The sequence below is a fragment of the Actinoplanes sp. NPDC049118 genome (assembly GCF_040648555.1).
Taxonomy (GTDB): Bacteria; Actinomycetota; Actinomycetes; order Mycobacteriales; family Micromonosporaceae; genus Actinoplanes.
Genome location: NZ_JBEZDY010000011.1, coordinates 291,689 through 312,943 on the forward strand (window position 1 = coordinate 291,689; position 21,255 = coordinate 312,943).

At 73.3% G+C, this 21,255-nt stretch carries 16 protein-coding genes and 3 pseudogenes; 7 read left to right on the plus strand and 12 right to left on the minus strand.

What is annotated here, in order from left to right; all coding sequences use genetic code 11:
• The first annotated feature begins 66 nt into the window (after window positions 1–66).
• A complete protein-coding gene (locus tag AB0B58_RS19830) occupies window positions 67–249 on the plus strand; it encodes a hypothetical protein (protein ID WP_360225284.1) in 183 nt (60 codons plus the stop codon).
• A gap of 19 nt (window positions 250–268) precedes the next feature.
• On the opposite strand, the gene AB0B58_RS19835 is transcribed toward AB0B58_RS19830, so the two are convergent.
• The gene (locus AB0B58_RS19835; RefSeq protein WP_360225286.1) at window positions 269–1,480 is read right to left on the minus strand and encodes a phytase; all 1,212 of its coding nucleotides are present in this window, start codon (window positions 1,478–1,480) and stop codon (window positions 269–271) included.
• Between the two features lie 161 nt (window positions 1,481–1,641).
• Between AB0B58_RS19835 and AB0B58_RS19840 the strand changes: the two genes are divergently transcribed.
• Together AB0B58_RS19840 and AB0B58_RS19845 are read left to right on the plus strand one after the other, a co-directional pair.
• Window positions 1,642–2,775: a glycosyltransferase family 1 protein gene (locus AB0B58_RS19840; protein WP_360225287.1), complete on the plus strand. Its 1,134-nt coding sequence runs from the start codon at window positions 1,642–1,644 to the stop codon at window positions 2,773–2,775.
• On the plus strand, window positions 2,772–3,902 hold the full coding sequence (locus AB0B58_RS19845; RefSeq protein WP_360225289.1) for a glycosyltransferase: 1,131 nt from the start codon (window positions 2,772–2,774) through the stop codon (window positions 3,900–3,902). Before AB0B58_RS19840 ends, AB0B58_RS19845 begins: the two co-directional genes overlap by 4 nt.
• Before the next feature lie 10 nt (window positions 3,903–3,912).
• Here the strand turns inward: AB0B58_RS19845 and AB0B58_RS19850 are convergent, their stop codons facing one another.
• The gene (locus tag AB0B58_RS19850; RefSeq protein WP_360225291.1) at window positions 3,913–4,476 is read right to left on the minus strand and encodes an HD domain-containing protein; all 564 of its coding nucleotides are present in this window, start codon (window positions 4,474–4,476) and stop codon (window positions 3,913–3,915) included.
• 85 nt (window positions 4,477–4,561) lie between these two features.
• Window positions 4,562–5,761, minus strand: a complete 1,200-nt coding sequence (locus AB0B58_RS19855) for an LCP family protein (RefSeq protein ID WP_360225293.1) — start codon at window positions 5,759–5,761, stop codon at window positions 4,562–4,564.
• Between the two features lie 62 nt (window positions 5,762–5,823).
• Between AB0B58_RS19855 and AB0B58_RS19860 the strand changes: the two genes are divergently transcribed.
• The 3 genes from AB0B58_RS19860 (at window position 5,824) to AB0B58_RS19870 (ending at window position 10,445) form a co-directional block, all read left to right on the plus strand.
• Entirely contained in the window at window positions 5,824–6,360 is a 537-nt protein-coding gene (locus AB0B58_RS19860) for a response regulator transcription factor (protein WP_360225326.1), read from the plus strand.
• A 114-nt stretch (window positions 6,361–6,474) separates the two neighbouring features.
• Entirely contained in the window at window positions 6,475–7,683 is a 1,209-nt protein-coding gene (locus AB0B58_RS19865) for a globin domain-containing protein (RefSeq protein ID WP_360225294.1), read from the plus strand.
• A gap of 89 nt (window positions 7,684–7,772) precedes the next feature.
• Window positions 7,773–10,445 carry a tetratricopeptide repeat protein gene (locus tag AB0B58_RS19870; RefSeq protein ID WP_360225296.1) on the plus strand — a complete coding sequence of 891 codons (2,673 nt, stop codon included), beginning with the start codon at window positions 7,773–7,775 and terminating at the stop codon, window positions 10,443–10,445.
• On the opposite strand, the gene AB0B58_RS19875 is transcribed toward AB0B58_RS19870, so the two are convergent.
• Genes AB0B58_RS19875 through AB0B58_RS19885 form a run of 3 tightly spaced genes read right to left on the minus strand, consistent with a single transcriptional unit; the run spans window position 10,442 to window position 13,871 of the window.
• On the minus strand, window positions 10,442–11,377 hold the full coding sequence (locus AB0B58_RS19875) for a DUF389 domain-containing protein (protein ID WP_360225298.1): 936 nt from the start codon (window positions 11,375–11,377) through the stop codon (window positions 10,442–10,444). The two genes, AB0B58_RS19870 and AB0B58_RS19875, sit on opposite strands and share 4 nt — an antisense overlap.
• An 11-nt stretch (window positions 11,378–11,388) precedes the next feature.
• Window positions 11,389–12,966, minus strand: a complete 1,578-nt coding sequence (locus AB0B58_RS19880) for an ABC transporter permease (protein ID WP_360225300.1) — start codon at window positions 12,964–12,966, stop codon at window positions 11,389–11,391.
• Window positions 12,963–13,871, minus strand: a complete 909-nt coding sequence (locus AB0B58_RS19885; protein ID WP_360225302.1) for an ABC transporter ATP-binding protein — start codon at window positions 13,869–13,871, stop codon at window positions 12,963–12,965. Before AB0B58_RS19885 ends, AB0B58_RS19880 begins: the two co-directional genes overlap by 4 nt.
• A gap of 124 nt (window positions 13,872–13,995) precedes the next feature.
• Between AB0B58_RS19885 and AB0B58_RS19890 the strand changes: the two genes are divergently transcribed.
• A complete protein-coding gene (locus AB0B58_RS19890; RefSeq protein ID WP_360225304.1) occupies window positions 13,996–14,487 on the plus strand; it encodes a MarR family transcriptional regulator in 492 nt (163 codons plus the stop codon).
• Here the strand turns inward: AB0B58_RS19890 and AB0B58_RS19895 are convergent.
• The 6 genes and pseudogenes from AB0B58_RS19895 to AB0B58_RS19920 form a co-directional block, all read right to left on the minus strand.
• On the minus strand, window positions 14,477–15,145 hold the full coding sequence (locus tag AB0B58_RS19895) for a response regulator (RefSeq protein WP_360225306.1): 669 nt from the start codon (window positions 15,143–15,145) through the stop codon (window positions 14,477–14,479). The genes AB0B58_RS19890 and AB0B58_RS19895 overlap by 11 nt on opposite strands.
• Window positions 15,142–17,643, minus strand: coding sequence for a DUF4118 domain-containing protein (locus AB0B58_RS19900; RefSeq protein ID WP_360225308.1), 2,502 nt, complete (start codon window positions 17,641–17,643; stop codon window positions 15,142–15,144). The genes AB0B58_RS19895 and AB0B58_RS19900 overlap by 4 nt, the downstream gene beginning before the upstream one ends.
• 10 nt (window positions 17,644–17,653) lie before the next feature.
• Window positions 17,654–18,466, minus strand: a pseudogene (locus tag AB0B58_RS19905) (potassium-transporting ATPase subunit C).
• A pseudogene (locus AB0B58_RS19910) lies at window positions 18,438–18,604 on the minus strand (potassium-transporting ATPase subunit KdpA); the annotation flags it as partial. The pseudogenes AB0B58_RS19905 and AB0B58_RS19910, both read right to left, overlap by 29 nt.
• Window positions 18,605–18,757: 153 nt before the next feature.
• Window positions 18,758–20,704 (minus strand): amino acid transporter, encoded by a 1,947-nt coding sequence (locus AB0B58_RS19915; RefSeq protein ID WP_360225328.1) that lies wholly within the window; start codon window positions 20,702–20,704, stop codon window positions 18,758–18,760.
• 134 nt (window positions 20,705–20,838) lie between these two features.
• Window positions 20,839–21,255 (minus strand): annotated as a pseudogene (locus tag AB0B58_RS19920) (phosphoketolase); the annotation flags it as partial.

Genomic DNA, 21,255 nt, shown 5'->3' on the forward strand with positions numbered 1-21,255 from the left:
CGTGGCGTGCTGCTAGCCGTACCGGGGGAGCGTGAGGGGCCCCTTCCCTCCACCGAAGCGACGGTCATGATCGCCCTCCCGGTCGTTCTCCTGGCAGCTCTCCTCGGCGTCGTTCTCGCCGCGGCCGACAGCCCGCACGTGCAGGACAAGGCGCGGATCGAGCGGATCAGCGTGCTGCTGCTCGTGGCCGGTGCGATGACCATGGCGGGAGGCGGTGCGTTCGTCGTGCACGGCTGGCTGGCCGGCTGACGGCCCGGCGCGGGCCGGGTCACCCCAGCCGCAGCGACCGCCAGTCGACGAACTTGAAGTTGGTGCTGACCCGGCCCAGGTCCGGGGTGTTCTCGCCGTCGTGCAGCACCAGCAGCCCTCGCGGGTACCCGGGCAGCGGCGTCGACGTCGCCGCCGCGCCGTCGGAGTGCTGCACGCCGTCGGCGAACCGTCCGTCGGTCACGGCGAAGCCGCTCAGCGGCCGGTTGGTGCGCAGGTCGTACACGAAGAACCGGCTGTCGCCCTGGCTGGAGATGAGCAGATAGCCGCCGCCGCGCCCGGTGCGGTAGATGGTGGCGCCCTCGACGTCGGCGCGGATCCGGCCGCCGTAGCCGGGACCGGTGACGGTGCACTCCCCGGTCTCCGGGTCGTAGGTCGCCGGCGCACCGAACTCGGCCACCTTCTCGACGAAGCGCGCCCGGCCGGCGAAACGGCCGCCGCGCAGGTCGATCCGCCAAAGGCCGACGTCCTCCTGGCTCGCGTAGAGCACCCCGGCCTCGCCGTCGACGACCATGCCCTCGACCTGGGGGAGTTCGCCCGGCTCGGCGCACGGCGTCCACGTGCGGCCGTTCGGGAGCCGGAACCGCGAGGGCAGGTCGAGCGTGTCGGTGCCGCGGTAGGTGACGCGACCGGCCCGGCTCCGCAGCTCGAAGACGCCCAGGCGGGTGGCGTGCCGGCGGCTCACCACCGCGTGACCTCCGTAGGTCGCCAGGCCGTAGCCGGTCGCCTGGCCCTCCACCTCGGCCTCGTCGGCGGAGAAGAGCAGCGGCACGTCGGCGGCCGTGACGTCGTCGAGCGGCGCACCGCCACGCGCCGCCGCGGCGGGATCGATCCGGTAGAACCGCAGGCGGTCGCGGCCGCGGTCGGTGACCACGGCCACGTCGGCCCGGCCGCCGCCGAGCGGGAAGCCGGAGACGATGTCCACATTGTTGAACCGGCTGCCGGCACCGCCCGCGATGGACTGCAGCTGCCGGCCGCTCAGGTCGTAGACGCGCAGGCCGCCGTTCTTGGCCGTGCCGATCACCAGGCTGCGCGACCGCAGCCGCGGGTGTATCCAGATGGCGGGGTCGTCGGCGTCCGCCTCGCCGCCGGCCTCGTCGTCGTAGAGCGCGGGCGTCTCGACTGTCGCCGTGACGGGGTGCGGTGCCGTCCCGCCGGGTGCGGCCGCGGCCGGGTGCGGTGCGGCGACGGCGGACATGGCGACGATGGTCATCAATGCAACGGTACGCATGCCCGGGACGTTGCTACATCAACGTTGCGCGCGGGTGGGCCGCCGCCCAACGTCAGGCGAACAGCAATCATGTCGTCCGACGTTCCGCTCTCGGCCACGCCGGGGTGGCCCGGCGGATCGCCGCTGCCGATCATCGTGTGGGCATGCGAATCGCGCTGGTCACGGAGTCGTTCCTGCCGGACGTCAACGGTGTCGCGAACTCGGTGGTGCGCTCCGCGGAGCATCTGCTGCGTCGCGGGCACGAGCCGATGGTGATCGCCCCAAGGGCCGCGTCCCGCGGTCCGGTCGATGTGCCGTACCCGGTGGTGCGGATGCCGTCGCTGCCGATGCCGGGTTACCCGCAGATCCGCCTGGGGCTGCCCACGCCGGCGCTGAGTGCGGCACTGCGCGCCCACGGGGCCGAGGTCGTCCATCTGGCCAGCCCGTTCGTGCTGGGTGCCTGGGGCGCGGCGGCCGCGAAGTCGCTGCGGCTGCCGACGGTGGCGGTGTACCAGACCGACGTCGCCGCCTACGCCCGCGCGTACGGGGTCGGCATGACCGAGGGCGCCGCGTGGCGGTGGATCCGGACCGTGCACAACTCGGCGGGGCGGACCCTGGTGCCCTCGACCGGCTCGGCGCAGGCGCTCGTCGCGCACGGCGTCCGCCGGGTGCACATGTGGCGGCGCGGCGTGGACGACCTCCGGTTTCATCCGCGGCACCGCAGCGCGGGGCTGCGCCGCGCTCTCGCCCCGAACGGCGAGGTCCTTATCGGATTCGTCGGGCGCCTGGCCGTGGAGAAGCAGGTGGACCTGCTGGCGGAGGCGAGCCGGCTGCCGGGCGTCCGGCTGGTCGTGGTGGGCGACGGGCCCGCGGCCGCGGCGCTGCGCCGGGCGCTGCCCCGCGCGGTCTTCGTCGGTGTGCGCCACGGCGCGCAGCTCGCCCGGCTGTACGCCAGCCTGGACGTGTTCGCGCACACCGGCCCGTACGAGACGTTCGGGCAGGCGGTGCAGGAGGCGATGGCCAGCGGCGTGCCCGTGGTGGCGCCCGCCCTCGGCGGACCGCTCGATCAGGTCGCGCACGAGCGGACCGGCCTGCTGGTGCCGCCCTTCGAGGCGGCCGGGTTCACGGCGGCCATCGCGGCGCTGGCCGCGGACGGGGAGATGCGGGCCGCGTTCGGTGCGGCGGGCCGGGTGGCGATCGAGGGCCGCAGCTGGACCGCGGTCGGCGACGAGTTGATCGGGCACTACCGGGCCGCGATGGCCGGCGTGCCCGACGGGAGGACGGCGGTGGGCCGGTGAGGATCGTGCGGATCGCGAACTTCGTCACCGAGAGCTCCGGCGGTCTGCGTACCGCGCTGCACGAGCTGGGCGCCGGGTACGAGGCCGCGGGGCACGAGGCCGTGCTGATCGTGCCCGGCGCCCGTCACACGGACGTGCGCACCGCGCAGGGCCGCGTGATAACCCTGCCGGGGCCGGAGGTGCCCGGCATGGGCGGCTACCGGGTGCTGCTGGACCGGCGCCGGACGGCGGCCGTCCTCCGCGGGCTCGCCCCGGACCGGGTCGAGGTGTCGGACCGCGCCACGCTGCGATGGGTCGGGCGCTGGGCGCGGCGGGCCGGCGTGCCCTCGGTGATGGTGTCGCACGAGAGCCTGGACGGCCTGGTGCGGCTCTTCGGCCCGGCGTCGTCGCGGCGGGTGGTGGACCGCATCAACGCGAGGACTGCCGCCGACCACACCGCGGTGGTCTGTACGACCGGATGGGCCGCCGCCGAGTTCACCCGGATCGGCGCCGGCAACGTGGTCCGCGTACCGCTGGGGGTGGACGTCGACCGGTTCTCGCCGTCCCGGTTCGATGCCGGGATGCGTCGTCGCTGGGCGGCCCCGGACGACCTGCTGTTGCTGCACTGCGGGCGGCTGTCGGCCGAGAAGCGGCCGCGGCGCTCGCTGAACGCCCTGGCGGCGCTGCACCGGGCCGGCGTGCCGGCGGTCCTGGTGGTGGCCGGCGGCGGCCCGCTGCGTCCCGCCCTGCAGGGCGAGGCCGCCGACCGGGGCCTGCCGGTCCGGTTCGTGGGGCATCTCCGCGACCGGGACGAACTCGCCGGGCTGCTGGCCACCGCCGACGTCGCGCTGGCGCCCGGTCCGGTCGAGACGTTCGGCCTGGCCGCCCTCGAGGCGCTGGCCAGCGGCACGCCGGTGGTGGTCAGCCAGGACAGCGCGCTGCCCGAGGTGATCGGCGACGCCGGGATCGCCGTGCCCGGCGAGGGACCCGGGTACGCCCGGGCCATCCTGGACCTGCTGGGCCGCCCGGAGCGGCGGCGGGTGGCCCGCGAACAGGCCTGCCGGTACCCGTGGTCGGCGTCGGTCGCGGGCTTTCTCGCCGCACACGGCGTCGTGCCGGCGCCGTCGCGGCCCGGTCCGCCGCGATGAATCGGCGGGGCTACGTGCCGGCCGCCGCGAGGCGACATTCCACCCGGTGCGCGAGGGCCAGCAGGTGCGGGCCCCGCAGGCGGTGGGCGACGGCGTTCGGCGACCGGGGGCCGTGGCGGCGCAGCATGTCGGAGATCCGCTGTTCCACCGGCATGCGGCGGCCGCCGGGGCCGACGGTCTGATCCGCGTAGGTCAGCGCGTCGGCGAGCGATGACTCCTCGCGGGGGTACGCAAGCATCGCGTCCTGCAGGTTGCGCACCGCGGCCACGTAGCACGCGCCCGAATGGTGCGCCACCAGCGCGCTGATGCGCTGCGGCCAGCCGTTGTCGTCCAGGTAACGGGCGCCGTCGAGCGGGTGGAAGCCGGTGTCGCGGACCGTCTCGGCGTAGCCGATGTCGTGCAGCCAGGCCGCCGCGACGAGCACGTCCGGGTCCTCGCCGAGGGCGGCCGCGAGCTCCTCGGCGCGGCCGGCGACCCCCGCGGTGTGCTGCCACCGCTCGGGCAGGTCGGCGAGCACGATCTGAGCCACCCGTCGTGCGTGATCCACCCGGGTCGCGGAGAGGGTCCCATGCATGGTTCAGAGGGTACGAACCGGTCGGCCCCGGGCACTACGGATGACCTGTACGACATTCAGTGTTCACCGGCAGGACACCGCGGCTTCAGAGGGGCCCGCCGTCGCTGATGACGAGTTCGGGATGGTCGACGAGGAACTCGCCCAGCCGGTCGTCGACCGCGGCCCGGAACAGCGCCCGGGTGAGCTCCGTGGCGCCCTCCCCGCCGCCGGTGGCGGCGGCGAAGGTGCCGCCGTTGGTCCTGATCGGTATCAGGTCGGCGGCGGCCAGCCCCTTCAGGCCGAAGATGAAGTCGTCGACGGGTACGCCGTGCGTGTCCATCCGCAGCGAGGATCCCGCGGCGGCCATGACGCCCGACACCTTCGCCGGGTTCGTCAGGATGCCCGCGCTGGTCGCCTTCCTGGCCATCGCGCGCAGCAGCTGTTGCTGGTGGCGCTGCCGGTCGTAGTCGCCGTTGGTGGAGTGGCGGAGCCGGGAGAACTCCAGCGCCTCCCACGCCGCCATGTTCCGGCAGCCCTTGCGGAACCACAGCGCGTTCCGGGGTGGAGAGGTCGGGTCGGCGCCGACGGCGTACCTGACCCTGCCGTTCGAGTCGACGGTGTAGTGGCTGGACCAGCTGTCCTTGTCCACGCACATGTGCACCCCGCCCATCGCCTCCAGGATGCCCCGGAACCCCTCGAAGTCGATCACGACCACGCCGTCGAAGCCGATGCCGGTCAGCTTCTGTACGGCCCTGGTCGCGAGCTTGGCCCCGCCGGTCCAGCCGCGGCCGTTCATGGACCCGTACGCGTACGCGGAATTGATCTTCTCGGTGCTGCCGCCGAAGCCGATCGACCTGTCCGCCGGGATCTCGGCGATCATGTCCCTCGGTATGGAGATCATGTAGGCCTGATCGTGCGACGCCGTGATGTGCAGGACGAGGATCGTGTCGGACCGGGAGATCTCGCCCTTGGCCTCCCAGCCCTGCCGGGTGTCCAGGCCCAGCAGCAGCAGGTTCATCGCGCCCTCGGGCAGCCTGCCCGCGGGCGCGCCGCCCGCAGCCGTTTCGCCGAGCACGCTGGAGGTGGTCTGGATGTTGCCGGTCAACCGGTCGAGGAAGTACCGGACCGCGACGATCCCGCCCACGCCGACCAGCATCAGCACGGCACCGGCGGCGGTGATCAGCCTCGCACACAGCGGCGCCCGGTGCGGACGGCGCCGCCCTCGGGTGCCGGGAGGGACGTCCTGCTGCCCGCGGAGACCGTCAGGTGCGGATCGGCGGGTGCCGTCGGTGACCGTTCCCGGCATGCATTGACTCCTCAGTGGACATGGAAAGACTGGCCTTCGTGCGGGGAGCCAATCCCACCCCGCTGGCGGTTGCCTGTACCCGCGGTGAACGCCGGGGGAAGGCGCAGTGGCCGGGTCACGCGGTCCGCCGGATCGTCGCGTCCGGCAGCACCGCCCGGGTCGTCATGCTGACCACTTTCGACCTCGACGAGCCGGTCTTCGCCACGCTCCGGGCCGGGGCGAGCGGCTTCCTGCTCAAGGACATCCGCCCGGCCGACCTGGCCGACGCCGTCCGGGTGGTGGCCCGCGGCGAGGCGCTGCTCGCCTCGACGGTCACCCGGCGCCTGCTCGACCGGTTCGCGGCGGGCCTGCCGGCCGGGCCGGGCCCGGACCGGCGGCTCGACCCGCTCACCCCCCGGGAGGCCGAGGTGCTGACCCTGGTCGCCCGGGCGCTGACCAACGCCGAGATCGCCGAGCGGCTCTTCCTCACCCAGGCCACGGTCAAGACCCACATCTCGGCGATCCTGACCAAGCTCGGGCTGCGCGACCGCGTACAGGCGGCGGTCCTCGCCTACGAGACCGGCCTGGTCCGCCCCGGCGCGATCTCCGACCCGGCGTAGGGGACGGCCCCGGCCCGAAAAGTCCTTCGTTTAGTGATCCGCCCGCCTTCCGGCTGATTGTGGATAGTCTCGGGGAGATCAGTCCCGCGCCACTTCGTCACCGGGAGGTCACCTGTGCTGTCGGACAAGGCCCGGCCGATCGTCGAGGCCACGTTGCCGGTCGTCGGGGAACACATCGAGGAGATCGCGAAACGGTTCTACGCACACATGTTCGCCGAACACCCCGACCTCAAGGACGGGGTGTTCAACCGCGGCAACCAGGCCGAGGGCAGCCAGCCCAAGGCGCTGGCGGGCTCGGTGGCGGTGTTCGCCACCGCGCTGGTGAAGAGCCCGCAGCAGCTGCCGGAGCGGCTGCTGACCCGGATCGCGCACAAGCACGCGTCGCTGGGCATCCGCCCGGACCAGTACGGGATCGTGCGGGACAACCTGATGTGGGCCATCGGCGACGTGCTCGGCGACGCGGTCACCGCCGAGGTCGCGGCCGCGTGGGACGAGGTGTACTGGCTGATGGCGTACGCGCTGATCAACCAGGAGCGCGGCCTGTACAGCGCGCGCGGGGTGACCGCGGAGCGGGTGTGGCGGCAGTGGCGCGTCGCCGAGAAGGTCCCGGAGACCGACGACGTCGTCCAGTTCGTCATGCAGCGCGTCGACGACCGGCCGGTGCGGACCTCGCTGCCCGGCCAGTACGTCACCGTGCAGGCGCAGATGCCGGACGGGGTGCGCCAGCCGCGTCAGTTCAGCCTGACCCGGGCCGACGACGGCGAGCACCGCTACTTCGCCGTCAAGCGGGTGCACGGTGGCGGGAAGCCCGACGGCGAGGTGTCGGCGCTGCTGCACGACCGGACCCGGGTCGGTGACGTGCTCACCCTGAGCGTGCCGTACGGCGACGTCGTGCTCGACGACGGTGGCCGGCCGGTGGTGTTCGTCAGCGCCGGGATCGGCGTCGCCCCGATGGCCGGGATGATCTCGCATCTGGTCGCGGCGGGTTCAGGCCTGCGGGTGACGCTGCTGCACGCCGACGCGAATGAGCCGGCGTTCCCGCTGCGCCGCCAGCTGGCCGACGACCTCGCCCGGCTGCCCGGGTCGTCGCTGCGCGTCTGGTACGAGGACGGGTCCGGCAGCGAGCTGCCCGTCGCCGGCGTCCACTCCGGCATGATGGACCTGTCCAGGCTGGAACTGCCGGAGAGCGCGCTCTACTACCTGTGCGGGCCGATCCCGTTCATGCGGGCGGCCCGGAACGCGCTGATCGAGCGGGGCGTACCCGTGCGTGACATCCAGTACGAGGTCTTCGGCCCCGACCTGTGGCAGGCCGACATCGACTGACCCGGCTGGGTAGCCCGTTCGGGGTCGCCTTGATATGAGTGTTTCGATGGCCGACGATGAGACGGTCGGCTATCGGAGGGCGGTCCCGCGTGACGGTTGACGGGCCGCGACCGCGCACCCAGTCGTCGGGCGCCGGCCGGGCGGCCGGGTCGGCGGGTGCGGCGCTGCTGGTGGCCGCCGGCGTGATGGCGGCGCTGGCGAACTTCGTCGCGTGGCCGGTCGCGGCCGGGCTGGGCGCGTTGTCCGGCGCCGCCGGCCTGTACGGCGGGGTGCAGCTGCAGCGGCGCTCGGAGCGCCGGGCGCGGGAGGCGGCGTGGGCGGCGGCGGTCCGGGACCACCCGGCCGGCGCGGCTACCGACGGCGACGGCGACGGCGTGCTGACGCTGCTGCTGCCGGAGCGGCAGACGGTGCCGTACAGCCCGCTGCATCATTCGATGCTGCGGGAGCTGACCCGCTGGGGCGAGGGCCGGGGCCGGGTCGCCGAGCCGGTGGTGTACGTCGAGGGGCCGCCGGGATACGGCAAGACCCGGCTGCTTGTCGAGTTCGCGGCGCGGCCCCCGGTCCGGTGCGGCTGGGTGGCCGACGGCCGGGGTACGGCGGCCGTGGCGGCCGCGGCCGGCCTGGGGGTGCCGGTCGTGCTGCTCGTCGACGACGCGGATACCCGCACGGACGTGTCCGGCCTGCTGACCGCGCTGGCCGAGTCCGGCGCCGCGACGGTCCGGGTGGTGCTGGCGGCCCGGCCGTCGGCGTGGTGGCAGACGCTGCGGGCGGCCCTGCCGAAACAGGCGCTGACCGGCGTGCCGCACCAGGCGCAGCTGGTCGTGCCCGCGATCGTCGGCGACGCCCGCGGCCAGCGGCAGTACTTCGGCCAGGCGCTGCGCCACTTCACCGCGGAGGGGGTGGCGGTGCCGGGTGCGCAGGTGGAGCCGCAGGAGCCGCCGCCGTCGATTCTGTTGATGCACGCGGCCGCGGCGCTGACGGCGGAGTCCCGGGCCGGCGGCGTGGTGCGGTTCGGCGCGGTGGTCGACGACCTGTTCGCGCTGGAGCGCGCCCGCTGGCGCGCCGGCGTCGGATCCGCGGGTCTGTCCGCGGTGCCGGGCGCAGCGCTGCATGCGGCGCTGGTGCTGACGGCGCTGCTCGGTGCCGCCGACGAGCCCGCCGCCGGACGGCTGCTCGCCGGCCTGCCCGCGTTCGGCGGGGCGGCCGCGGCGGAGCTGCGCGGCCGGGTCGCGGACTGGCTGCGGTCGCTGTATCCGCAACGGTTTCCGGACTGGCTGGCGCCGCATCTTCCTGCGGTCCTGATCGAAGCCCACGCCGCGCGGGTGGTGGCCGCGGACTCCGTGCTCGCCGCCGCCTTGGTCGCCGGGGCGGGAGGCGAGCGGGCCGGCCGGCTGGTGAGCGTGTTCGGCCGGGCGATGACACACAGCCCGCACGCTGGGCCGGCGCTGACCGCGCTGATCGGCGCCGAACCCTACGCGATGACCGCGGCGGCGATCACCGCCACCGCTTCGCACGGGTTTCCGGCCGACTCCGTCATCGCCGCGTCCGTGCATACGGCCGGCGCCGGGTTCACCGCCGAACAGCTGCTGGAGCTGCACCGGCAGGTACCGGACGGAGCGAAGATCCACCTGCTGGCGGAGACGACCGTCGCCCTGCTGCGGTCCTACCTGGACCACGAGAGCACCGACCGGCAGCACCCCGAGACCCTGAACACCCGCCACAACCTCGCCAACGTGTTCCGCGGTCAGGGGCGGTACGAGGAGTCCGCGGCCGAGTACCGGTCGATCCTGGCCGCCCGGACCGAGGTGCTGGGCGCCCACCACCCCGACACCCTGAACACCCGGCACGGTCTCGCCGAGGTGCTGGGCCGGCAGGGGCGGTACGGCGACGCCGTCGCCGAGTACCGGGTGGTCCTGGCCGCGCAGACCGACGTTCAGGGCGCGGATCACCCCGACGCCATCCGCACCCGCCACAACCTCGCCGTCATGTTCGACAACCAGGGCCGGTTCGACGAGGCCGCCGCCGAGTACCGGGTGGTCCTGGCCGCGCAGACCGCGATGCTGGGCCCCGATCATCCCGACACCCTCTACACCCGCCACAACGTCACGCTCGTGCTCGAGAGCCAGGGGCGTTACGACGAGGCCATCGCCGAGGGGCGGGCGGTCCTGGCCGCCCGGACCGAGGTGCTGGGCGCCGACCACCCCGAGACCCTGGGCACCCGTCACGGTCTCGCCATGGTGCTCGGCCGCCAGGGACGCTACGACGAGGCCGTCGCCGAGTACCGGGCGGTCCTGGCCGCGCAGACCGAGGTGCTTGGCGCCGATCATCCCGACAGCCTGAGCGCCCGTCACGGCCTCGCGGTCGTCCTCGTCGTGCAGGGGCGCTACGACGAGGCCGTCGCCGAGTACCGGGTGGTCCTGGACGGGTACGCCGAGGTGCTGCCCGCCGACCACCCCCACGTCCTGAGCGCCCGGCAGGGCCTCGCCAACGTGCTCAGCCGCAACGGGCGGTACGACGAGGCCGCCGCGGAGTACCGGGCGGTCCTGGCGGCGGAGACCGAGGTGCTCGGCGCCGAACATCCGCACACCCTGAACACCCGCCACGGCCTCGCCTTCGTCCTCGACCGGCAGGGGCACCACGAGGAGGCCGTCGCCGAGTACCGCGCGGTCCTCGCCGGCCGGACCGGGACGCTGGGCGCCGACCACCCCGACACGGTCAACTCTCGCCGGAGCCTCGCCAACGCCCTGGAACGCCGGCGTTAGGGCCGGCCCGCCGGCCGGGACCGCCTCCACACCGCACGCTGGACGAGCAGGGTGAGCACGCCGGCGATCACGATCGCCGCCACGTTGATGACCAGTTGCAGGGCGGAGCCGATCGCCTCCGCGCGGGCGCCGTACGCCAGCGCGACCGTGGCGTTGGCAGCCGCGGGGATGGTGGTGACCGAGATCAGCACGCCGACCAGCGTGCCCGTCTTGGCCGAGGTCAGCGACAGGATGCCGGCCACGCCGCCGAGGAAACCGATCACCCAGGACAGCGCGTCCGGCCGCCAGATGAAATCGGTGAGCGGCCGCTCGTGCAGCAGCATCGACCGGTCCACGACGTCGAGGGCGGTCAGCAGCCATACCGCCACCACCGTGATGATCATGGCGAAGGGGAAGCCGACCGCGAGGGCCACCGCCGAGCGGCGGACCAGCCGCCACCGGCGCTGCACGACGCCGACGCAGAGGGCGGCGAGCGGTCCGAACTCCGGGCCGACGACCATCGATCCGACGATCAGGATCGGCTGGTCGAGCAGCACCCCGATCGCGGCGATTATCATGGCGATGGTCATGAACGCCAGGAACGACGCCGAGAGCGCGGCCTCCTCGCCGATCTGTTGCTCGAGCTCCTGCCAGACCACCGCGTCGACGCCGAGCCCGGGTACGCGCCGGGCGGCGCGGTCGGCCGACGCCGACAGCGCCGCGTCGACCCGCTCGACGACGATCGCGCCGTCCCGATCCAGCCCGAGGGCGCGCAGCCGGTCCAGCACGGTGCTGGCACCCTCGCGGACGACGTCGAACTCCAGCACGTCACCGCCCGGCGAGCGGGCGGCGCCGGGCAGCACGACCAGGTGCGTGACCGCGTCGTCGCCCGTCAGCTCGTCCAGCAGCCGGGCGGTGCGCCACTCCGGCGTGATGACCCGTACATGCAGCATCCGTTCCCCGTTCAGTAGCCGATGTCGCGGCGCCGCAGCCCGGCGTAGCCGGCGGCCGTGAACGCCGCGGCGACCAGGCCGACGACGAGCAGCGGCGTGAGGCTCAGGTCCTCCAGAGGTACCTGTGGAGTGTGCGCGAACGGCGACGCGCGCTGTACCCAGCCGGGCAGGCCGAACGATTCGGCGAAGAGCGCGACGACGGCGCAGTAGCCGACGGCCACCCACGCCAGCGCCGCGGACACCCGTGGCGCCCACCCGAGGGCCAGCACCACCAGGGCGACGATCAGCCACACCGCGGGCAGGTAGGCGAGCGCGACCGCCGCCAGGCGCGGCACCTGGCCGGCGTCCGCGACGGTCATCCCGTACGCCAGCCCCTCGCCGAGCCCGAAGGTGAGCAGCACCAGGGTGCTGCCGGCCAGGGCGACGCTGAGATGACCCGCCAGCCAGGTACCCCGGCCGGTCGCCGTGGCCAGCACCGGCTCCGCCCGGCCGGAGGTCTCCTCGGCGCGCAGCCGCAGGATGGTCGCCACCCCGTACGCCGCCGCGAGCAGGGACGACAACCCGACGGTCAGCGCCAGGTAGGCGTCGACGACGTCCGCGGTGCCGCCGGGCAGGAACTCGGCGACCTCCGGGTTGTCCCGGAAGTACTGCTCGATGGTGTCGCCGATCGAGCCGTACGCGACGCCGAGCAGCCCGAGCCCGACCGCCCAGCCGACCAGGGAACCGCGTTGCAGGCGCCAGGCCAGCGCGTACGCGTTGCGCAGCGCCGGCGAGGCGGCGGGGCGGCCGGGCCGGGGCGGCACCAGGCCGGCGCCGAAGTCGCGGCGCCCGAGCAGGGTCACCGCGGCCGCGACCAGTACTGCGGACGTGACCGGCGCGAGCAGCAGCGGCCACCACCGGTCGCCGGTGTAGGGGAACGTGCGCTGGCTCCAGCCGATCGGCGAGGCCCAGGACAGCCCGCCGTCGCCGACGTCGCCGGCGGCCCGCAGCACGTAGGCCGCGCCGAGGACGAGCGCGACGGCGCCGTACACCGCGCGAGCGTTGGAGAAGACCTGGGCGGCGAGGGCGGTGAGCGCGGCGAACGTGATGCCGACGGCGGCCACCGCGAGGCCGAGCAGCAGCGAGCCGGCGACCGGAAGACCGGTTCCGGCGGCCGCGGCGAACACCAGCACCGCGACGGCCAGGTTCGCCAGCCCGGCCAGGGCCAGCGCCGCCGCCAGCGGGGCCTGCCGGCCGACCCGGGCCGAACGCAGGAGCTCGGCCCGCCCGGTCTCCTCCTCGGCGCGGGTGTGCCGGCCGACCAGGAACATGCTCATCAGCGCCACCACGATCGCCACGAAGCCGAGGATCTCGAACACGACCTCGCCGCCGATGGAGTCCAGCAGCCGGGTCGGGCCGCTCATCGCGATCACCGCGGTGTTGCCGCCGATGGACCGGCGCAGCCGCTCCAGGTCCTCGGGCGTGTCGTAGAGGTTCTGGCTCTGTGTGGACTGGACCAGCACGAGCAGCGTGGCGCCGAGCAGCCACCACGGCAGCCCGGCCCGTTCCCGGCGGAGCATGAACCGCAGCAGGCCGAGCGCCCCGGTCACGACGCCACCTGCTCGTCGCCGTAGTGGCGCAGGAAGAGCTCCTCCAGCGTCGGCGGAGTGCTGGTCAGGCTGCGTACGCCGAGCGGAGCGAGCCGGCGCACCACGGCGTCGAGCTGTGCGGTGTCGACGTCGAAGCGGGCGTGGTGGTCCTCGACCACGACGTCGTAGACCCCGGGTAGCGCCTCGATGCCGGTCAGCCGCTCGGCGGTCTCCACGCTTATCGACGTACGCGTCAGATGCCGCAGCTCGCCAAGCGTGCCGGACTCGACCGTGCGGCCGAGCCGGATGATGCTCACCCGGTCGCACAGCGCCTCGGCCTCGGCCAGGATGTGGCTGGACAGCAGCACCGTGCGCCCCTGCCGCTTCACCTCCTGGATGCACTGCTGGAACACCGACTCCATCAGCGGGTCCAGGCCCGACGTCGGCTCGTCGAGCAGCAGCAGCTCGGCGTCGGCGGCCAGCGCGGCGATCAGGGCGACCTTCTGCCGGTTGCCCTTGGAGTAGGTGCGTGCCTTCTTGCCGGGGTCCAGGTCGAACCGTTCCAGCAGCTCGTCGCGCCGGCGCCGGTCGAGCCCGCCGCGCATCCGGCCGAGCAGGTCGATGACCTCGCCGCCGGTGATGCCCGGCCACAGCGTGACGTCGCCGGGCACGTAGGCCAGCCGGCGGTGCAGGGCGACCGCGTCGCGGCCCGGGTCGCCGCCCAGCATCCGCACCTCGCCGGCGTCGGGACGCAGCAGGCCGAGCAGCACCCGGATGGTGGTGGTCTTGCCGCTGCCGTTCGGCCCGAGGAAGCCGTGCACCTCACCGGTGGCCACGGTCAGGTCGAGCCCGTCGAGGGCCCGGGTGGCACCGAACGACTTGCTCAGCGCGTTGATCGAGATCGCCGGTGCGGTGGGCGTGGCCATGTCAGCTCCCTTGCGGAGGGACGAGTGGTGACGACGAGATCACTTTTTCCATGGTTCAGACGCTACACTTGCTTCACACATGTGTGAAAGTTCGTATACGAAAAATTGACGTGAGGGGGCCCGCATGTCCCGGGGATCTGGGCGAGACGAAGCCGGGCTGCGCAACTTTGTGGAGGACATGGCCCGGCTGCTCGGCGACTGGGGCTTCCCGCGGATGGCCGGCCGGGTGGTGTTCACCCTGATGGCGGCCGACGAGCGGTCGCTGAGCGCGGGGGAGCTGGCGGAACGCCTGGACGTCAGCCCGGCGGCCATCTCGGGCGCGGTGCGATACCTGACCCAGCTCGGCATGGTGACGCGTGAGCACGTGCCCGGCTCGCGCCGGGACCGCTACCGCCTCGTGGACGACTCCTGGTACGAGGTGACCGTCGCCAAGATGACCCTCCTCAAGACCCTGGCCGACGCCGCCGCACAGGGCGCCGTCGCCGCGGGCGGCCCGGACACCGTCGCGGGTGAGCGGCTGGCGGGCATGAGCAGCTTCTACAACTGGGTGCAGGACAACCTGCCGGGCATGCTGGACCGTTGGGCCGAGGTCAAGGCCGCCAACCTCAAGGATTGAACCGGTAGCCCATCCCCGGCTCGGTGAGCAGGTGTTTCGGGTGGGCCGGATCCTCCTCGAGCTTGCGGCGCAGCCGGGCCATGTACTGCCGCAGGTAGTTCGTCTCGGTCGAGTACCGCGGCCCCCACACGTCGCGCAGCAGGAGGCGCTGGCTGACCAGCATGCCGGGGTTGCGCAGCAGGTGGTCGAGGATCTGCCACTCGGTCGGGGTGAACCTCACGTCGTGCGAGACGGTGCGGGCGGCCAGGTCGACGGAGTACCGGCCGACCGTGACGACGGCGGGACGCTCGGCGGCGGGCTGGGCGCGGCGCAGGGCGGCGCGGATGCGGGCCAGCAACTCGTCCACCCCGAATGGCTTGGTGACGTAGTCGTCGGCGCCCGCGTCGAGGGCGTCGACCTTGTCGCGGCTCTCGGCGCGGCCGGAGAGCACGACGATCGGGACGGCGGTCCAGCCGCGCAGCCCGCCGATGACCTCGACGCCGTCGAGATCGGGCAGGCCGAGGTCGAGCACGACCAGGTCGGGCGGGTTGCCGGTGGCGGCCTTCAGCGCGGTGTTGCCGTCCCCGGCGGTGTCCACGTCGTAGCCGCGGGCGCGCAGGTTGACCCGCAGGGCGCGCAGGATCTGCGGCTCGTCGTCGACGACGAGGATGCGGGTCATTCGGGTACCTCCGTGTGGTGCGCGCCGGCGGGCAGCGCGAGGATCATGGTGAGGCCGCCGCCGGGGGTCTCCTCCGGGGTCAGCGTGCCACCCATGGCCTCGGTGAGCCCGCGCGAGAGGGCGAGGCCGAGGCCCACCCCGGTGTGGTTGTCGCGGTCGCCGAGGCGTTGGAACGGCAGGAAGACGTCGTTCCACCGGTCCTCGGGGATGCCCGGTCCATGGTCGATGACCCGGATCTCGATCATGTTGTGGAGCGCGCTGGCGGTGACGATCGGCGGCTTGCCGGGTGGGCTGTGCCGCAGGGCGTTCGCGACGAGGTTGACCAGGATGCGTTCCAGCAGGCCGGGGTCGGCGTGTACGGCGGGTAGGTCGGGTGGCAGGTGCAGGGGGATGGTCGCGCCGAGGTCGTCGAGGGCCCGCGGGACGACCTCCTCCGCGCCGATGTCTATGGCGTGGACGCCGAGCGCGCCGGCCTGTAGGCGGCTCATGTCGAGCAGGTTCGCGACGAGGCGGTCGAGTTTGTCCAGGGATTCGTCGGCGGTGGCGAGCAGTTCGGCGCGGTCGTCGTCGTCGAGGTGCAGGTCCGTGGCGGCGAGCCCGGCGACGGCGGCCTTGGCGGAGGCGAGGGGGGTGCGCAGGTCGTGGCTGACGGCGGCGAGTAGGGCGGTGCGCATCTTGTCGGCTTCGGCGAGGGGTTTCGCGGCGGCGGCTTCGGCCGTGAGTCGTTCCTGCCGAACAGCGAGGGCCGCCTGCGCGGCGAACGCCTCGACGATGCGCCGGTCGCTGGCCTGTATTTCCCGTCCGCGCAGGACCAGGGTGAAGCGGTCGTCCGCGGTTGCCTCCGCGTCGGCGTCACCGGGTGTGGTGCACGGGTCGCCGCCGACCGACGCCACGACGGTCCAGCCGGGGGTGTCGCGTTCCAGCAGGGCGACCGAGTCCAGGTGGAGGGTTTCGTGGAGTCGTTCGAGCAGGGCGGTCAGTGGCCGGGCGCCGCGCAGGACGCTGCCGGCGACGGTGGCGAGGGTCTGTGCGTCGGCGCTGGCCTGGGCGGCCTGCCGGGTGGTGCGGGCGGCGGTGTCGACGATCCAGCTGACCGCGATGGCGACGACGACGAAGATGATCAGTGCGAGCAGGTTGGTGCCCTCGGCGATGGTGAACCGGCCGGTCGGTGGGGTGAAGAACCAGTTGAGCAGCAGCGACCCGCCGACCGCGGCGAGCAGCGCGGGCCCCAGCCCGCCGATCAGGGCCACGCCGACGACGGCCGCGAGGAACAGCAGGATGTCGTTGGTCAGCGACATATGGGGTATGACGTGCAGCAGCCAGGTCAGCGCCGGGAACCCGACCAGCACGGTCAGGAACCCCGTGATCCGCCGCCGGCGGGACAGCGCTGCCGGCATGTGCCGGGCGACGCGGCCACGACGGACGCGTTCATGGGTCACCAGATGCACGTCGATGCTGCCCGAGCGGGCCGCGGTGGTGACACCGACGCCGGCGGAGAAGAGCTGAGCGAACCGGCCCCGGCTACTCGCGCCGAGCACGATCTGGGTGGCGTTCGCGCCGCGCGCGAACTCCAGCAGCGCTCCGGGGATGTCCCCGCCCATGACCTGGTGGAACGTGCCGCCGAGGCGCTCGACCAGGACCCGCTGCCGGGCCAGCGCGGCCGGGTCGGCGCCGGCCAGGCCGTCGCTGCGCGAGACGTGTACGGCGAGCAGGTCGGCGCCTTTGGTGCGGTCCGCGATCCGGGTGGCGCGCCGGATCAGGGTGTCGCCCTCGGGGCCGCCGGTCAGCGCGACGACCACGCGCTCCCGGGTCTCCCAGGTGGCGTCGATGCGGTGGTCGGCGCGGTACTTGTCGAGCTGGTCGTCGACCTTGTCGGCGAGCCAGAGCAGGGCCAGTTCGCGCAGCGCCGTGAGGTTGCCGGTGCGGAAGTAGTTGCCGAGCGCGGCGTCGATCTTCTCCGGCCGGTAGATGTTGCCGTGCGCCATCCGCCGGCGCAGCGCCTCCGGGGTCATGTCGACCAGCTCGACCTGCTCGGCGGCGCGGACCACGGCGTCCGGCACGGTCTCGCGCTGCTCGACGCCGGTGATCTGCGCGACGACGTCGTTGAGCGACTCGATGTGCTGCACGTTCACCGTCGTCAGTACGGTGGTGCCGGCGCTCAGCAGCTCCTGCACGTCCTGCCAGCGCTTGGCGTTGCGGCTGCCCGGCACGTTCGTGTGCGCGAACTCGTCCACCACGGCCACCTCGGGGCGCCGGGCGAGGACCGCGTCGAGGTCCATCTCGGTGAAGTCTGCGCCGCGGTGGGAGACCTGCCGGCGGGCGACGACCTCGAGGCCGCCGATCATCGCGGCGGTGTGCTCGCGGCCGTGCGTCTCGACGAAACCGACGACGATGTCGGTGCCGCGCCCGGCGCGCCGGTGCGCCTCCTCCAGCATGGTGTACGTCTTGCCGACGCCCGGGGCGGCACCCAGGTAGATGCGTAGCTGACCGCGTGCCACCCGGGTCTCCTCACCGTCGCGCGTCGAGGGCGACATTGAGCTGCAGGACGTTGACGCCCGGCTCGCCGAGGAACCCGAGCGCCCGGCCGTCGGTGTGTTCACGTACCAGTGTGCGCACGGCGTCCGCGCTCAGGCCCTGGATCCGGGCGACTCGCGGCACCTGGAGTTCGGCGTACGCGGGGCTGATGTGCGGGTCGAGGCCGCTGCCCGAGGCCGTGACGGCGTCGGCGGGCACGGCGGGATCGGCCGGGGCGTAGCCGCGGATCGGCGTGATGACCCCGCCCAGGGCCCCGGTAGTCCTCCCCGGGCCTGGCCGGCTCCACCGGTACGCGCTCGTACGACGGGAGGAACGGGGTGCCGGTCTGATTGACCGACACGACCCGCGTGACCGGCCCGGTGAACCCGTCGCGGCGGAACACGGCGAGGACGGCGCCGACGCCGTCGGCGGTGCAGTACGGCCGCCGCCCGTCGACGCCCTCGAGGGTGCCGACGGCGAGGCTGCGGGCGCATACCCGGGTGAGCAGCGACGTCCGGCCGGCGGCGTCGACCACGTCCTCCGGGCCGAGGTTGCTCGCGGCGGTGGCGGTGGGGTCGTAGCCGTCGCAGGCCTCGGACGGGCGGCTCTGGAAGTACCCCGGCACCGGGTTGCCGCCGGCGTCGGTGAAGGCCTGGCCGATCAGCCGGCTGCCGACGACGGTGCCGTTCCGCTGCATCGGTGAACCGTCGGCGCGGGCATCGCCCGGGCCACGCCGACCATGGCCAGGGGGTAGGCGAGCCCGAGGGGTGCGTCGCGCCGCGAACCCGCGGACCAGGGCGACGGCACGGCGATGCCGACCGCGGCGGAGACGAAGTTCTGCACTGCGAGCCCGGCCATCTGCACCAGGTGGCCCATCGTGGACTCGCCCGGGTACGCCTGCCAGTTCGTGTTGGTCACGAAGCTGACCGCGGTGTTCCACGCGAGGTGGTCCGGCACCGCGGGCAGGCTGAGCGACTCCAGGGATGCGGGGGGAGTGTGCACCCCCAGCACAGCCCGCGCGATCACGGCTGTCAGCGGTGTTGACGCGATGAATACGCGGCCACCCGCATTCTTGACGCGCTGTTGACGTCGTACGCGCTAGGCGCCGACGTGGATGCCCGGGCGGCGCCCGGGGTCGGGCTCGTGCTTGCGGATGATCTCGCGTACGACGGGTGCGGTGTCGCCGCGGCCGAGCAGGAAGTACCGGACCATGTGTACGAGCGGGCTGCCCTCGGCCCAGGCGAAGTAGCAGTGCGGGCGTACGCCGGTGGTGTCGCGCAGGGCGAGCAGGATGGCGGCGATGGCGTTGGGGCCGGCGGGTGCCTGCGCGCGCAGGACGCGGTGCGGGCCGACCTGCACCCCGTGAACGGTGAGGGTGTCGCTGAACTCCGACGGGTCGATGACGTCGATCTCCAGGAACAGCACGTCGGCGGTGCCGGGGACGGGGTTGTCTCCGCGTTGTTCGCGTTCCTTGAGCCGGTACTCGGCGGTGTCACCGGCCTGGCGGCGGTTGGCGATGAGGTTGATCTGACCGTCGTGGTCGAGGGTGGCGGTGATGAACCGGCGTGCGGCGTCGTCGAATTCGATGCGGTCGGCGCGCAGCTCCGTCGTGCGGGAGACCCGGGAGATCAGCGAGACGGCGATGATGCCGGCGACGAACATGGCGGAGATGGCGATGCCGTCGGGCTTGTCGACGATGTTCGCGGTCAGTGCGTAGGCGAGGATGCCGGTGAGCAGCGCGAGGCCGGCCGTCGCCAGGCGCTGGCGGCGGCGGATGGCGGAGACGGTGACGGCGAAGGCGCCGGAGACCATCATGGCCAGGATGCCGGTGGCGTAGGCGCCGGCCTGTGCGTCGACGTCGGCCTTGAACGCGATGGTGAGCACGACGCTGATCGCCGTGTACACCAGGACGACGGGGCGCACGGCGCGGCCCCACTCGGGCGCCATGCCGTAGCCGGGCAGGTAGCGCGGCACGATGTTGACCAGGCCGGCCATGGCCGAGGCGCCGGCGAACCACAGGATCAGCACGGTGCTGATGTCGTAGGCGGTGCCGAACGCCTCGCCGAACTGCTCGTGGGCCAGCCACGCGAGGGCCCTGCCGTTCGCGGCACCGCCCTCCGCGAACTCCGCGGGCGGGATCAGGATGGTGGTGACGAGGCTGCTGCTGAGCAGGTAGACGCTCATGATGACCGCGGCGGCGGTGAGTAGCTTGCGGCTGTTGCGGATCCGCGACCGCAGCCGCTGCTCGGCGTCGGCGCCGTCGGCGGCGACCAGCGGCATCATGCTCACCCCGGTCTCGAAACCGGAGAGGCCGAGCACCAGCAACGGGAACGCGAACAGTGCCGGGCCGACCAGGTCGGCGAAGCTGCCGCCCTCGGCGGTCAGCGCGGCCGTCCACGCCGACCACGCCGTCGGCGAGGTGACCACGTCGACCAGGCCCGCGCCGATGATGATCGCGTTGAGCCCGAGGAAGATCGCCACCAGCGGGATGGCGACGCTGACGGCCTCGCTGAAGCCGAGCAGGAACACCCCGCCCAGGACCAGCAGCAGGATGACGGTCAGCGCCACCGCGTGCCCGTGCAGGAACCCGGGCGCGTGCGGGTTCTCCAGCACGTGCAGGCTGGCGTCCGAGGCCGACAGGGTGATCGTGATGATCCACGAGGTGGCGACGAAGCCGAGCAGGACGAGCACGAAGATCTTGCCGCGCCAGAACGGCAGCAGCTCCTCGAGCATCGCCACCGATCCGGCGCCGTGCGGGCTCTCCTTGGCCACCCGCCGGTACATCGGCAGCATGCCGAACAGCGTCAACGCCACGATGATCAGGGTCGCCAGCGGGGAGACGGCACCGGCCGCCGCGATCGCGATGGCCGGCACGTAGGCGAGGCTGGAGAAGTAGTCGACCCCGGTCAGGCACATCACCTTCCACCAGGCGTGCTGCTCGGCGTGCGCCTCGCCGGCGGCCGGACCGACCGGCTGCACCTGGTGCTTGAGCAGCCACCGGGCCAGGCCGCCGGCGGGCTGGGAACGTGCTGCGACGTTCACCACCGCCGGTACGGCCGGCTCCTTGGCGGCCCGCCCCGGGGCGCCGCTCGCACGAAGTCTCTTCACCACGAGGCGACACTACGACACCCCGGCACGGGCCGCTTCAGGGGCTGATCATTACGCCCGGTGCGCGCCTCTCACCCGGTCACCCGGTCGGCGAGGGTCCAGTCGCGGACCTCGGGCATGTCCTCGAGGTGCTCGACGATGTACGCGTCGTGCCGGGCGAGCTGCGCCACGCACCAGGCCTTGAGCTCGGTGGCGCCGCGCGGCAGGCGCTTGGCGTTGTTGATGGCGTCCATGACCAGGTGGTAGCGGGAGACCTGGTTGCGGACGGTCATGTCGAACGGGGTGGTGGTGGTGCCCTCCTCGATGAAGCCGCGCACGTGGAACCGGTCGGCGTCGGGCCGGCCGTGGACCAGTTGGTGGATCGCGCCGAGGTAGCCGTGGAACGAGGCGACCACGTCGACGGTGTCGGTGAACAGCTCGGTGAACTGGGTCTCGCTCATGCCGTGCGGGTGGTCCTTGGGCCGGGGCAGCGTCATCAGGTCGACGAC